This is a genomic window from Nocardia sp. NPDC005366 (assembly GCF_040606855.1).
In the GTDB taxonomy this organism is placed as follows: Bacteria; Actinomycetota; Actinomycetes; order Mycobacteriales; family Mycobacteriaceae; genus Nocardia.
Genome location: NZ_JBEXFQ010000001.1, coordinates 358,238 through 371,840 on the forward strand (window position 1 = coordinate 358,238; position 13,603 = coordinate 371,840).

12 protein-coding genes are annotated in these 13,603 nt (G+C 66.5%); 8 read left to right on the plus strand and 4 right to left on the minus strand.

Annotation, left to right across the window (positions count from 1 at the left end; translation table 11 throughout):
- Positions 1-7 precede the first annotated feature (7 nt).
- On the plus strand, positions 8-979 hold the full coding sequence (holA, locus tag ABZS43_RS01560; protein WP_355033838.1) for a DNA polymerase III subunit delta: 972 nt from the start codon (positions 8-10) through the stop codon (positions 977-979).
- A gap of 189 nt (positions 980-1,168) precedes the next feature.
- Here holA and ABZS43_RS01565 read toward each other — a convergent pair whose 3' ends face one another.
- Positions 1,169-2,347: a hypothetical protein gene (locus ABZS43_RS01565; RefSeq protein ID WP_355033839.1), complete on the minus strand. Its 1,179-nt coding sequence runs from the start codon at positions 2,345-2,347 to the stop codon at positions 1,169-1,171.
- Between the two features lie 216 nt (positions 2,348-2,563).
- Between ABZS43_RS01565 and ABZS43_RS01570 the strand changes: the two genes are divergently transcribed.
- Positions 2,564-2,701, plus strand: coding sequence for a hypothetical protein (locus tag ABZS43_RS01570; protein ID WP_355033840.1), 138 nt, complete (start codon positions 2,564-2,566; stop codon positions 2,699-2,701).
- Here the strand turns inward: ABZS43_RS01570 and ABZS43_RS01575 are convergent.
- Both ABZS43_RS01575 and rpsT read right to left on the minus strand, forming a co-directional pair.
- A complete protein-coding gene (locus ABZS43_RS01575; protein ID WP_355033841.1) occupies positions 2,685-2,975 on the minus strand; it encodes a hypothetical protein in 291 nt (96 codons plus the stop codon). The two genes, ABZS43_RS01570 and ABZS43_RS01575, sit on opposite strands and share 17 nt — an antisense overlap.
- A 136-nt stretch (positions 2,976-3,111) precedes the next feature.
- Positions 3,112-3,372: a 30S ribosomal protein S20 gene (rpsT, locus tag ABZS43_RS01580; protein ID WP_355033842.1), complete on the minus strand. Its 261-nt coding sequence runs from the start codon at positions 3,370-3,372 to the stop codon at positions 3,112-3,114.
- 455 nt (positions 3,373-3,827) lie between these two features.
- Between rpsT and ABZS43_RS01585 the strand changes: the two genes are divergently transcribed.
- The 4 genes from ABZS43_RS01585 (at position 3,828) to ABZS43_RS01600 (ending at position 8,243) form a co-directional block, all read left to right on the plus strand.
- Positions 3,828-5,402, plus strand: coding sequence for a circularly permuted type 2 ATP-grasp protein (locus tag ABZS43_RS01585; protein WP_355033973.1), 1,575 nt, complete (start codon positions 3,828-3,830; stop codon positions 5,400-5,402).
- Positions 5,402-6,376 carry an alpha-E domain-containing protein gene (locus ABZS43_RS01590; RefSeq protein WP_355033843.1) on the plus strand — a complete coding sequence of 325 codons (975 nt, stop codon included), beginning with the start codon at positions 5,402-5,404 and terminating at the stop codon, positions 6,374-6,376. Before ABZS43_RS01585 ends, ABZS43_RS01590 begins: the two co-directional genes overlap by 1 nt.
- A complete protein-coding gene (locus ABZS43_RS01595) occupies positions 6,373-7,215 on the plus strand; it encodes a transglutaminase family protein (RefSeq protein ID WP_355033844.1) in 843 nt (280 codons plus the stop codon). Before ABZS43_RS01590 ends, ABZS43_RS01595 begins: the two co-directional genes overlap by 4 nt.
- Before the next feature lie 242 nt (positions 7,216-7,457).
- Positions 7,458-8,243: an aquaporin gene (locus ABZS43_RS01600; RefSeq protein WP_355033845.1), complete on the plus strand. Its 786-nt coding sequence runs from the start codon at positions 7,458-7,460 to the stop codon at positions 8,241-8,243.
- A 60-nt stretch (positions 8,244-8,303) separates the two neighbouring features.
- Here the strand turns inward: ABZS43_RS01600 and ABZS43_RS01605 are convergent, their stop codons facing one another.
- On the minus strand, positions 8,304-8,855 hold the full coding sequence (locus ABZS43_RS01605) for a type II toxin-antitoxin system PemK/MazF family toxin (protein ID WP_355033846.1): 552 nt from the start codon (positions 8,853-8,855) through the stop codon (positions 8,304-8,306).
- Positions 8,856-9,066: 211 nt separating this feature from the next.
- Between ABZS43_RS01605 and lepA the strand changes: the two genes are divergently transcribed.
- Both lepA and ABZS43_RS01615 read left to right on the plus strand, forming a co-directional pair.
- A complete protein-coding gene (gene lepA, locus ABZS43_RS01610) occupies positions 9,067-10,929 on the plus strand; it encodes a translation elongation factor 4 (RefSeq protein WP_355033847.1) in 1,863 nt (620 codons plus the stop codon).
- Between the two features lie 445 nt (positions 10,930-11,374).
- Entirely contained in the window at positions 11,375-13,552 is a 2,178-nt protein-coding gene (locus ABZS43_RS01615; protein ID WP_355033848.1) for a hypothetical protein, read from the plus strand.
- Positions 13,553-13,603 lie beyond the last annotated feature (51 nt).

Here is a 13,603-nt window from a genome sequence, read left to right on the forward strand (position 1 = left end):
CGCAGCCGTGAGCCAACGTCCCTCGGCGGTCCAACTGGTGCTCGGTGATGAAGAACTGTTGATCGAACGCGCGATCGCGGGCATTGTCGCGCAGGTACGGGCGGTGGCGCCGGATGGCGACGCGGTGCCGGTCGACCGGCTACGCGCCGGTGACGCGAATTCCGCGGAGTTGGCTGAACTGTTGAGTCCGTCGCTGTTCGCCGAGGACCGCGTGATCGTGCTGGAATCCGCCGCCGAGGCGGGTAAGGACGCGGTCGCGGTCATCACCGCGGCGGCATCGGATCCGCCGGACGGTGTGGTGCTCGTCGTCGTGCATTCCGGGGGCGGCCGGGCCAAGGCGCTGGCGCCCACCCTGCAGAAGGCCGGTGCGACGACACACGATTGCGCCAAACTGACCAAACCGGCCGAGCGAACCGAGTTCGTGCGCGGGGAATTCAGGGCGGCGGGCGTGCGCGTCTCCGGGGACGTCGTGCAGGTGTTGCTGGAAACAGTCGGGTCGGAACTGCGCGAGTTGGCCGCCGCCTGCTCGCAGTTGGCATCCGATACCGGAGGAAAGATCGACGTGGCCGCCGTACGCCGCTACTACTCGGGTAAGGCGGAGGTTTCCGGATTCGATGTCGCCGAGCTCGCGGTGGCGGGGGATCGACCGGCCGCGATGGAGGCATTGCGCTGGGCCAACGACCGGGGCGTTCCGCATGTACTTCTCGCGGACGCGCTCGCCGATTCGGTCCACACCATCGCGAGGGTCGGATCGGCCGGTCGCGGCGACCCGTTCGCCCTGGCTCAGCAGCTCGGTATGCCGCCTTGGAAGGTGAAGAAGGCGCAGGCCCAGGCCCGCGGCTGGACGCCGGACACCATCGGCACCGCCCTGCAGGTGGTCGCGACGTTGAACGCGGACGTGAAGGGTGGCGCGGCGGATTCGAGCTACGCCTTGGAGTCCGCGCTGACCAGAATTCTCGATTTGCGCGGGGCAGGCTGACCCACGCGGTCCTCGGCACAGGGCAAACCGTCGGCAGCATGCGCTGTGCCGGACTGGCAGCGGGCATTCCTCACCTCGGTGGCCTGGTCGGTGCGCCGCAGGCCCCGCCGTGGAACGGGGACCGCATCCGTGACGTCCCGGGCAAAGGCAGAGACATCGGCCAGAACCGCACGCCGCGAACCTGTTTCGCTAGCAGCCGGATTTCTTCGGAGAGCCGGTCAGCGAGTCGATCGGGCAGTCGGATTTCGCGCGACTGCGCTCGGCGCGGCCGTCCGTAGCTTGGAGCAGCGCGTCGGCGCGAGCTCGGCCCAGCACCGGGCGGCCCTTCAAATTCACGGTCACGCTCGAGCTGGGAGATCTGGTGAAATCGCATGTGATGGTTGATGTTCCGTTACCTGGCATCTCGAGAATGCCGGAACAGCCGGACTCCGGCACCACCACACCTCCGATCACGAATTCCATCCGATACCACACGAAGGCATTCGCGACAGGCGGCGTCACCCCGGGGACAGTGATCTTCGTGAATGGGTCTGGAGTAGTGGTCATTGCCGCGGTCACAGTGCAGGATGCCCCGCAGGGACCGTCCCAGCTCATCTCCGAACTCAGCGTCGTCTCGCTGTCCCACGCCTCGTCCAGCGCGGCCACGGCCGCCCGGATCTCCCGGTAGAACCCTGCCACATCCTCCGCGCTGAGCAGGGCGACACGGATGTCCAGATCAGGTCGAACGATCCGATCGGCACGGCCCGAGGCGAGGTAGGTCGTCACCGTATCGCTGATGACGGTGGATCGGTTGTCGCCGGAGGCGCCGAGCTGGACCGGCTTGCCCGCATCCGCCCGAGGGTCGAGGCTGAACCCGAGGCCGGCGGGTTTGAGCGTGTGGGCCAGGTCGATGCCGTGGAACCTCGATGGCCGCAGAATCTGCAGCCCGGCCACCGCGGCGGCGGAGGTCTCACTGCTGCCGTCCGCCATCCAGGCGTCACGATCGCCGCGCAGGAAGGTCTTCTCGTCGACGCGCAGATAGGTCAGCACCTTCCCCGGACCGAATTCCAGGGTCCCTGTCGCGTCACCGACATTCGTGATGCGCAGATCGAGAGCCACGCTCGTGCCATCGTCGGCGGTGAGACGGCCGGTGTAATGCGCGCCGGCTGCGTTGACCAACGCCAATTGCGCGGATCGCAATTCCGCGCGGGCCAGCGCCTCTGGGGATTTGGGTGGCTCCCGCAGCAAGATCCATCCCACCGCGGCCGTGGTGGTGACAACCATCGCCACCACGAAGACCAGGACCAACGGCCACCACCGCCGGTCTCGCGACTGGACATCTTCGATCGGTTCGTCCACCGACTCCGCCGCCGCGGCTTCGGCAGTCATACGCCCCCCAGTTGAGCGATCAAAATATCGACGTCGGCGACTCTATGGCAACTGCGGCCAGCGCGCCAAACGCTGCGGACTACCGAATCAGTCTTGCGCAACGGGGTTTTCGATCCGCGCGCCTCGCGCCGCTGACGCCCAGAGCCTGCACGGGCGGGGCCGCGAACCGCCGCGGCATCGATAGTGGGGCCCCTCGCAGTCACCTACGACGTGTCGATGCCGTTGCAGGACCCCGATCAGCGGATCATCATCTACCGCGCGGCCGATCCGGATTCCCAGACGGCGCTGGATCGGCTCGGGACCGCACCCGGAGCTGATCCAGCGCCGAAGGCATGGCTCATTCGGCGGCGCTGAGCACTAGCTCCTCGTCGGCATCGGTATCGGCATCGTCGTCGGCGTCGTACCGGCCGTCCCATTCCTCATACGCGGGCACGTCCTCGTCCCGGGTGACGATCCACTCCAGCGAGTAGCCGCCGTCCTCGTCCGGGACCATGACATTCTCGATTCTCAGCCCGAACCCCAACACCTCGGCTGCCCGGATGATATCCGGCAGATCCTCGGCTCTGACCACAGTCTGATTCGCGTACACGGTTACCATGCGCGGAATCGTAGCCGCCCGCACCGACATACTGGCTACTACCGGGTGAACTCGTCCGAGGTCGACGCGCTATGCGGCGGTGAGCTCGGGCACGACAAAAACCGCCGTGGTCGTCGAGGCCACGGCGGTTACGCCAGCGCGGTCGGTATCGAAGCGATACCGGGAATCAGATCTTGTTGAGGGCCAGCGCGAGGGCCGACTTCTTGTTGGCGGCCTGGTTGGCGTGGATAACGCCCTTCGAGGCGGCCTTGTCCAGCTTGCGGCTGGCGAACTGCAGACGCTCGGTGGCGACTTCCTTGTCACCCGAGGCGGCAGCTTCGCGGAAGCTACGGATCGCGGTGCGCAGCGCGGACTTGACCGACTGGTTGCGCTTGCGCGCCTCCTCGTTGGTACGGATCCGCTTCATCTGGGACTTGATGTTGGCCACGCCTGTTTCCTCGTGTTCCTGTCGCTGAGTGGTGTGCTGGGCAGAATGTGTTCCGACTAAGCTTTTCGCGTGCGACACACCCGGAGATTCAGGTAACGCAACGCCGAAGATCGAGGGTACCAGCAGCCGTCCGGCAGAAGAAATCGGCGCCTTTCGCACCGGGATGTCGGCGGCCCGCGCGGGGTTCCGCAGCTCACGACCAATCGGTCTGTCAACCGAACTTTCAACGTGTGCCGCCCAGGCGATGCAAGAAATTTACCTGTGTCACACACAGCATTGCAGCTGGGTGTTGCACGATTTTTCCCATGACTTCCGCCTCCCCGCTACGTTCGGTCCGATCCGCCCCACCGAACCCGAACGGGTCCAACGGGAAGGCGAACGGCAACGGTAAACCACAGACATCAGGCCTGTTCGATGGCTATAAACCGGGTCGATACGCAGGTGCGTTCGACGAGATGTTCGACGGCTCGGGACGCGTGCGCCAGCCCTATCGGGGCATCTTCGAAGCGCTCGCGCCACTCGATGTGGCCGATCTGGAGCGTCGCTCGGACGCACTCGACCGCGCGTTCATCGATCAGGGCATCACCTTCTCGCTATCGGGCCAGGAACGGCCCTTCCCGCTCGACCTGGTGCCGAGGGTGATCGCCGCCGCCGAGTGGAACAAACTCGAGCGCGGGATCAAGCAGCGTGTGGTGGCGCTCGAATTGTTCCTCGCCGACGTCTACGGCGAGCAGAACATCCTGCGTGACGAGGTGATACCCAAACGCCTGGTCACCTCGTGCGAGCACTTCCACAGGGAAGCGGCCGGGCTGGTGCCGCCGAACGGGGTACGCATCCACGTGGCGGGAATCGACCTGATCCGCGACGAACGCGGTGATTTCCGCGTCCTCGAGGACAATCTGCGTTCCCCGTCGGGCGTCTCCTATGTGATGGAGAACCGACGCACCATGGCCAGGGTTTTCCCCGACCTGTTCTTCTCGCACCGGGTGCGAGCGGTCGGCGACTATCCGGCCTATTTGTTACGGGCGCTGCGGGCGTCGGCGGCGCCGAACGAGGCCGATCCGACCGTGGTGGTGCTGACCCCCGGCGTCTACAACGCCGCCTATTTCGAACACTCACTGCTCGCCAGGCAGATGGGCGTGGAGTTGGTGGAGGGGCGCGACCTGTTCTGCCGGGACAATTTCGTGTACATGCGCACCACCGAGGGCGAACGTCAGGTCGACGTGATCTACCGCAGGATCGACGACATCTACCTCGACCCGATGCATTTCCGACCCGACTCGGTACTCGGCGTCGCCGGTGTCGTCAACGCCGCCCGCGCGGGCAATGTCGTGATCTCCAGTGCGGTCGGCAACGGCGTCGGCGACGACAAACTCACCTACGCCTACGTCCCGACGATCATCGAGTACTACCTCAACGAGAAACCGGTGCTGCCGAATGTCGACACCTATCGGTGCTGGCTCGACGACGAACGCGCCGAGGTGCTCGACCGCGTGGAGGAACTGGTGATCAAGCCGGTGGAGGGTTCCGGCGGATACGGCATCGTCATCGGACCCGACGCGACCCGGCGCGAACTGGACGCGGTACGACGCAAGGTGAAGGCCGATCCGCGCGGCTGGATCGCGCAACCGGTGGTGCAGCTGTCCACGGTGCCGACGAAAATCGGCAACGAACTGGTGCCGCGCCATGTCGACCTGCGCCCGTTCGCGGTGAACGACGGCGACGACATCTGGGTGCTGCCCGGCGGCCTGACCAGGGTCGCGCTGCCCGAAGGTTCGCTGGTGGTGAATTCCAGCCAGGGCGGCGGCAGTAAGGACACCTGGGTGCTGACCGGCCGCGCCTCGTCCGGGGAACGGGAATTGGCCGGCGCGGAACTGGTGAGCGATCCGCCGCAATCCGACGCGTTCGAACTCGGCCGTGAACTCACCGCCCACCAGGCCAATCAGCAACAGCAGCAACAGCAGCAGGCGGATCGGGCGTCGGCGCGCGACGCGGATCAGCGGCACGAGCCGAATGACGAGGTGCGCTGATGCTGGCCCGCAACGCCGAATCCCTGTACTGGATCGGCCGCTACGTGGAGCGCGCCGACGACACCGCCCGCATCCTCGACGTCGCGGTCCACCAATTGCTCGAGGACGCCAGCGTCGATCCCGATCGCACCTCGCGGGTGCTGCTGCGGGTGCTCGGCATCGAACCGCCCGAGGGCGAACTGGATGTGTGGTCGGTGACCGATCTGGTCGCCTTCAGCCACGAGCACGGCGGCTCGATCATCGATTCGATCGCCAATGCCCGCGAGAATGCCAGGGGCGCGAGGGAAGTCACCTCCAGCGAGATGTGGGAATGCCTGAACGCAACGTATATCGGGCTCGCGGTCACCGAGCGGGCCGCGCGCAGTCTCGGACCGCACGAGTTCTTCCACTACATCAAGGACCGAGCGGCCATGTTCGCCGGACTCTCCGATTCGACGCTGAGCCGCGACGACGGCTACCGCTTCCTGCTGCTCGGCCGTTCCATCGAACGCGTGGATATGACCGTGCGCCTGCTGCTCTCGCGCGCGGGTGACCGCACCTCCTCGCCCGCCTGGGTGACCGTTCTGCGTTCGGCGGGCGCGCACGACACCTATCTGCGGACCCACCGCGGCGCGCTCGACGCGAATCTGGTCGCCGAATTCATCCTGCTCGACCGGCTTTTCCCGCGTTCGGTATTCCATTCGGTGCGGGTCGCCGAGAACTGCCTCGCGGAACTGGACCAACGCCCGAGCAGCCGGGTCGGTGCTCGTCACGAGGCGCAGCGGCTCCTCGGCCGGGCTCGCAGCGAACTCGAATTCCTGCCGCCCGGAGTACTTCTGGAAGATCTGCAGAATCGCCTGCTCTCGCTGCAGAAGACGTGTCGCGAGGTCAGCGAGGCGATCGCGCTGCAATATTTCCACGCCGCCCCCTGGGTCGCGTGGACCGACCTGCGCAGCAGCCAGGACAGCCGAGTGCAGGTGGAAGGCGAGTTATGAGTTGGCGAATGCGGGTGGTGCACACCACCGGATATGTGTACGACGCTCCGGTCACCAGGTCTTTCAACGAGGCCAGGCTCACCCCGCGCGCGGACAGCAGACAGAACGTCATCCTGAACCGGGTCGAGACGGTGCCGTCGACCCGTTCCTACCGCTATACCGATTACTGGGGCACCGCGGTCACGGCGTTCGATCTGCATGCTCCGCATACCGAACTGGAGGTCACCGGTTCCTCGGTTGTGGAGACCGAGCCGTTCACGCCGCCCGCCGAGGAATTGTCGTGGGAGCAGCTACAGGAGGAGCGGCTCGTCGATCGTTTCGATGAATTGCTGGCGCCGACCGACTACGTGCCGCGTGATCGCACACTCACCCATGTCGCCGAGCGACTGGCGAAGGGGGTGCCGCCGGCGAAGGCGGTGGTGCGCGCGGCCGAGTGGGTGCACGAGAATATGAACTACATCGCCGGAACCACCTCGGTCCACACCTCGGCGGTACAGGCGTTCGCCGAGCACGAGGGCGTCTGCCAGGACTACGCGCATCTGACCCTGGTGCTGCTGCGCAGTATGGGAATTCCGAGTCGTTACGTCTCCGGTTATGTGCATCCGAATCCGGCCGCCGAGATCGGGGAGACGGTGGCGGGGCAGTCGCACGCCTGGATCGAGGCGTGGACCGGCGCGTGGTGGGGTTACGACCCGACCAACAATATCGGCATCAACGAGCAGCACGTGTCGGTCGGCGTCGGCCGCGATTACGCGGATGTCACGCCGCTGAAGGGAGTTTTCTCCGGTGGCGGCTCCACCGACCTCGAGGTCGTCGTGGAAATCACGCGTCTGGCGTAGCGTGTTGGTGTGGCTCGGGTGCTCGCCCGACTCGTAGCCTCTGTATTTGAGCCTCTGTATTCGAGCCTCTGTATTCGAGCCTCAGTATTCGGGCCTCCGTATTCGTAGCCGCTGTATTCGTTGTTTCGGTATCAGTACCCAGGATTTCGTCACGGCCCGAGAGGGTCCGATCTCGAAGGGACTGTTCGACATGACCCCTACTGAAGGCTTCCCCGCGCTCGCGGGGACGATCGGGTGACCCCATGTCGCCCACGGCGCAAGAATTTGTCGAAGAGGTCGAGGACGGCCCCGTTTCCGACGCGAAGAAATGGGCTGCCGAGGGACTCGGCACTTTCATCCTGGTGATGGGCGGTGTCGGCACCGCCGTTCTATCCGGTGACCGGGTCGGTCAGCTCGGCGTCGCGCTCGCTTTCGGGCTGACGCTGCTGTTCCTGGTCTACGCGATCGGCCCGATCTCGGGGTGTCACGTCAATCCGGCGGTGACGCTCGGCCAGCTGCTGCTCGGTCGTGTCGGGGTCGTGACCGCGGCGGGTTACATGGTCGCCCAGCTGGTCGGCGCGTTCCTTTCCGGTCTCGTGCTGTTCGCCGTCGCCAAGAATCTGCCGTCCTACGACCGCAAGGTCGACGGACTCGGGGCCAACGGCTGGGGCGCGCACAGCCCCTCGGCCCAGAAGGGCCCGCTCGGCGAGGTGGTGGTGCAGAACGGGTACGGGATCGCCGCGATGATCATCATCGAGGTGATGCTGACCGCGCTGCTGGTCTTCGTCGTACTCGCCTCCACCGATCAGATCTCCGATGTCCCGCTGGCCGGTCTGTCGATCGGTTTCACGCTGGCGGTCATCCACCTGGTCTCGATTCCGGTGGACAACACCTCCGTCAACCCCGCCCGCAGCCTCGGTGTCGCCTTCTATCAGGAGGGCGCGGGCGGGCAGGTCTGGGCCTTCATCGTGTTCCCGCTGATCGGCGGCGTCCTCGGCGCGCTCGTGTACGGCATGCTGTTCGGCCGCACCCGCGACATCGTCAGCTGAGCGTTTCCGTCCCGAGGGCCATCCGTCGCGGGTGGCCTTCGGGCGTTCGCGCGCCGGCGCTCAGCGCCAGTGGTATTCGGCGACCAGGCGGTGGGCCACCAAGTCGAAGGTCTTGCGCTCCAGGATCGCGCCCTCACGGCGGATACCCGCCTCCGGCACGTCGAGCACCCGGTCCAAACGCACCCAGCTCGGCCTGCCGTCGTGATCCCAGCTGCCGCTGCCGATACCGATCCAATTGCTGTCGTACGCGCGTTCGGGCTTCGAGGAGAGCATCAATCCGAGCAGGGTCCTGCGGTCACGTCCGACGACGAGCACCGGACGGTCCTTGCCGTTGTTCGGATCCTCCTCGTAGGGCACCCAGGTCCAGACGATCTCACCGGGATCCGCGCGACCGTCGATCTGCGGGCAGTAGACGATCTGCCGGGCCCGCTCGGCGGTCGGGACGGGCCGTGACGCGATGGGCCGCACCTTGACGGCCGGGCCGCGACGCGCGGTCAAACTACCCACCAGCTTGTCGACGAGCTTGGGTCCCTGCTGCTTGACGATCCTGGGCCCCTGCTCTTTGGCGATGAGGCCGAGCTGCTTGCCGATCGTGTTCCAGGTACGGGCCATTCAAGCAGGATAACGGCGCGGTCACGACTTCTCATCCGGGACCTGATTCCCCGGTGGGGATCACGATTCTCACGCTCCCGCGGCCCGGTCGAGGACCTGCGCCGCCGGTGATCGCGGCCGTGGCGGACCACCGTGACCTGTGCGAGGTCGATACCGCTGGCGGGCGCGACCCGGTGCGCATGGGACGATAGACGGCAGTTTGCCGATACCCATGAGGAGTGGAGTGCCCGCCAGCTTCGCCGACACTACGTTCACCGATCCGTCGCGGATCCGGAACTTCTGCATCATCGCGCATATCGATCACGGCAAGTCGACGTTGGCCGACCGGATGCTGCAACTCACCGGTGTGGTCGAGGAGCGGGCGATGCGCGCCCAGTACCTGGACCGGATGGATATCGAGCGCGAACGCGGTATCACCATCAAGGCGCAGAACGTGCGGTTGCCGTGGCAGGTCGACGGCACCGATTACGTGATGCACCTCATCGACACCCCCGGCCACGTCGACTTCACCTACGAGGTGTCGCGCGCGCTCGAGGCATGTGAGGGCGCGATCCTGCTGGTCGACGCCGCGCAGGGGATCGAGGCGCAGACCCTGGCCAATCTGTATCTGGCCATGGAGAAGGACCTGACGGTCATCCCGGTGCTGAACAAGATCGATCTGCCCGCCGCTGATCCGGACCGCTACGCGGCCGAGCTGGCGCGTCTGGTCGGCTGTGAGCCCGAGGAGGTGCTGCGGGTCTCGGGTAAGACCGGTGTCGGTGTGCCCGCGCTACTGGATCAGGTGATCGCGCAGGTGCCCGCCCCCGTCGGCGACGCCGACGCCCCGGCCAGGGCCATGATCTTCGATTCCGTCTACGACACCTACCGCGGCGTCGTCACCTATGTCCGCGTGGTGGACGGCAAACTCACTCCGCGCGAGAAGATCAAGATGATGTCCACCGGCGCGACCCACGAGTTGCTGGAAATCGGCATCGTGTCCCCGGAGCCCAAGCCGACGCAGGGTCTCGGCGTCGGCGAGGTCGGTTACCTCATCACCGGCGTGAAGGATGTGCGCCAGTCGAAGGTCGGCGACACCGTGACCGCGGCGCGTGGCGGCGCGACCGAACCGCTCACCGGTTACCGGGAGCCGCGGCCGATGGTCTACTCGGGTCTCTACCCGGTCGACGGTTCCGACTACCCGGATCTGCGTGACGCGCTGGAGAAGTTGCAGCTCAACGACGCCGCGCTCACCTACACGCCGGAAACGTCCGTGGCGCTCGGCTTCGGCTTCCGCTGCGGATTCCTCGGGCTGCTGCATATGGAGATCACCCGCGAGCGGTTGCAGCGCGAGTTCGACCTCGACCTGATCTCCACAGCGCCCAACGTGGTGTACCGGGTGGAGATGGAGGACGGCGCCGAACATGTCGTCACCAATCCGTCGTATTGGCCGGAGGGCAAGATCCGCAAGGTCTTCGAGCCGATCGTGAAATGCACCGTCATCTCGCCGAGTGAGTTCATCGGTTCGATCATGGAGTTGTGCCAGGGCAGGCGCGGCGAACTCGGCGGCATGGACTACCTGTCCGAAACCCGCGTCGAGATGCGGTACACCATGCCGATGGCGGAGATCATTTTCGATTTCTTCGACTCGCTCAAGTCGCGCACCCGCGGTTACGCCTCGCTGGACTACGAGGAGTCCGGCGAGCAGGAATCGCAGTTGGTCAAGGTGGACATCCTGTTGCAGGGTGAGGCGGTGGACGCGTTCAGCGCCATCGTGCACAGGGACGCCGCGCAGGCCTACGGCCACAAGATGACCACGAAGCTGCGTGAACTCATTCCGCGCCAGCAGTTCGAGGTGCCCATCCAGGCCGCCATCGGCTCGAAAATCATTGCCCGCGAGAATATCCGCGCTATCCGCAAGGATGTGCTCGCCAAGTGCTACGGCGGCGATATCAGCCGTAAGCGCAAACTGCTCGAGAAGCAGAAGGAAGGCAAGAAGCGGATGAAGACGATCGGCCGCGTGGAGGTTCCGCAGGAAGCCTTCGTCGCCGCGCTGTCCTCCGATGCCGCCTCGGATAAGCCGAAGGACAAGAAGTAGGTTCCGTCTCCGCGTCGTCGGATCGCCTGATCCGGCGACGTGCTTCCGGCCGGGACCGTTGGAGCGAGTTGCCCACTCGTAACCGGGACGCTGTGACGAAAGGCCCCTGCGCGTCGGCGCCGCTCGCGCGGCGCGGCGAAACCGGCTGCGGGAGGCGCGTCTTCAGCCCGTTCTCGAGGGATCATCAGCGATCTCTCAGACTCGGGCGGTGTGAGCCAGGGCCGCGGCGGCGAGCCCGGTTGCCGATATCGCGGCAGGTGAGAGCCGCTATTCGAGTGAATGTCCGGTTGGTGATACCCGTGGAAATAGGGCTACCGTTCGGCTTGGTGTCATGGCAAGGTTGCCCGAGAATATGACAGCTGGGTTTTCCGGAAATATCGTTAGGTGATCTTCACTCGGTCCGCCCGGTACGGTGAGGATGCTCGAACCGAGATGTGGAGCTTGCATGACGCGTGACCTGCCCTTCGACGGCGACGAAGCCGAAGCGATGGACCCGTCCGGAGATACCGCGTATCGCGTCGCGAACGGCGTCGCGCGTGTGGCTCGCGGCGGCGCCTACGTCACCGGCGGCGCACTGATCGCCTCCAACGGCGGTGGGCCCGACACCCCGGGCGGCCAACGCCTCGACAGTTGGAGCACCGGCTGGTCCGGAAATCGTGATCCGGAGCCGGATCTGCCGAGTCCGGTGGTGACCTTCCCGGATCCCGAGCCGAATTCGGTGCCGGTCTTCCCGGCCCGTCCCGCGCCCGTCTCCCATGACCACGGTGTTCTCGCCGCACCGCTTCCCGGCGCCGCGAACGGTGATTCGGCGGCGGCTCTGCGGTTCGGAGCGCCTGCCGATGACACCGTCGCCGGGACCGGGACCGATTTCTTCCCCGGTGCGCCGAGCTTTCTCGGTACCGACGCGGGCGGATCCGATGCGACCGTGCCGGATTGGCTTTCCGGTGACGAGAGCGGGCAATTCGGTGACGGGGGCTACGCCGCGAGTTCCGCCACGCTCGGTCCCGGTTTCGGTCAGCCCGATGCCGGTGGCTTCCTGAATCCGGGCGCGGATATGTTCGGGTTCGCCAGGCACCACGTCTCCGATCCGGCGCGGGTGGGTGAACTCGCCGGAACGGTCGAGGAGAACGCGAATCAGGTCGGCTTCGGCCACTCGGGTTTCAACCCGTGGGCGGGCACCCAGCCGGTCAGCGCCGCTGACGCGGCCGAATTGTTCGACGGTATCGGTGATTTCGGTGTCTACGTCGGTGTCGACGCGAGCATGTCGCTCTACACCGAACTCGAGGTCGATTTCGGAATCGGGCCCGACGGCGCGTATCTCACCACCGAGATGAAGGTCGAGGCTTCGGCCCAGGTGTCGATCAAGACCGCGGCGGGCACCAATGTCGGCGAGCAGATCGACAACCTCTCCGATTGGCTCGACAACAAGCCGACGACAGGCGCCGGTCGCACCGGTCACGAGCAGCACGGAATCGGTTCCGGAACAACCGGATTCACCGGGTCCTCGGGAACAGGCCCCGGTGCCTCGGCTCCGGTGCCGTCCCCGGCGCCCGCCCCCGCGCCGATCGCCGTATCGCCCGCGCCCGTCGGGATGTCCGCGCCCGCGCCCGCGCCGGTGGCTGTCGCGGCCCCCGCCGCGGTGGCCGCACCGGTGGTGGCGACCCCACTGCAGACCACCATTCAGCCGGACGCCGCGAACTCCCCGATCGCGAATGTGATCGCGGCCCCGACCGGCCCCTCGCCGCTGACCGCGCCCGCCGCGGCGGTTCCCGTCCTCTTCGAGCCGGTGCGGCCCGCGCCCGCAGGCCCGGTGGTGCACACGCCCGCCGACACCCACATCGATTCGACCTACACCACCCCCTCGCCGGTGACCAAGGTTCCCACCACGATCACCCACACCATTCCCACCCCGACGCTGCCCGGTCACAGCACACCCGACCCGGGCACCGTCACCCTGCCGGGAACGGTGATCACCACACCGCCCAGCGTGGACGTCAAGCCGAAGCCGGGTACCGATGCCGACGGCCAGGGGACCACCGCGCCCGGCGTGACCGTGACGACCCAGCCCACCCGGCCGACGACGCAGCCGTCCACCCCGAACGACGACGTGACGACGCCGGGAACCGGCGGCAGCGGTACGGGGGCAGGCGCGGGCACCACCCAGCCGAGCGTGCCCACCCAGACACGGCCGTCGGTCGAAGCGCCGACGGCGGAGGTGCCGAGCGTGTCGGTGCCGACCCAACCCTCCGTCACGCACAGCGCGCCGACCCACGCGCCGATCCCCCCTGCGGTGGATACCGACGGACCCACCATCGACCTGCCCCCGGTGGAGGTGCCGACGGCCGATATTCCGACCCCGGCGCACACGGCTCCGGCCACCCCGGTCAAACCGCTGCCGGTCGCTCCCAACGGACGGCCCATCAGTGATCAGCTGGATTCGTCGCACGGATACACTGCCACACAGTTCGTTCCCGACGCGGACCACTCGATACAGTTCGTTCCCGACGCGGACCACTCGATGGCGGTCTTCGCCTCGGGCGGCCTGTCCACCGGGCTGATGCCGGACGCGGTGTCGCACGACCTGCACGCGGTACACGGCATGCTGGATCACACGCTGATCTGACCGGCAGCGGTGCGAACGGAGAACGCGCCATCCGGTGTCGTCTCACAGTGA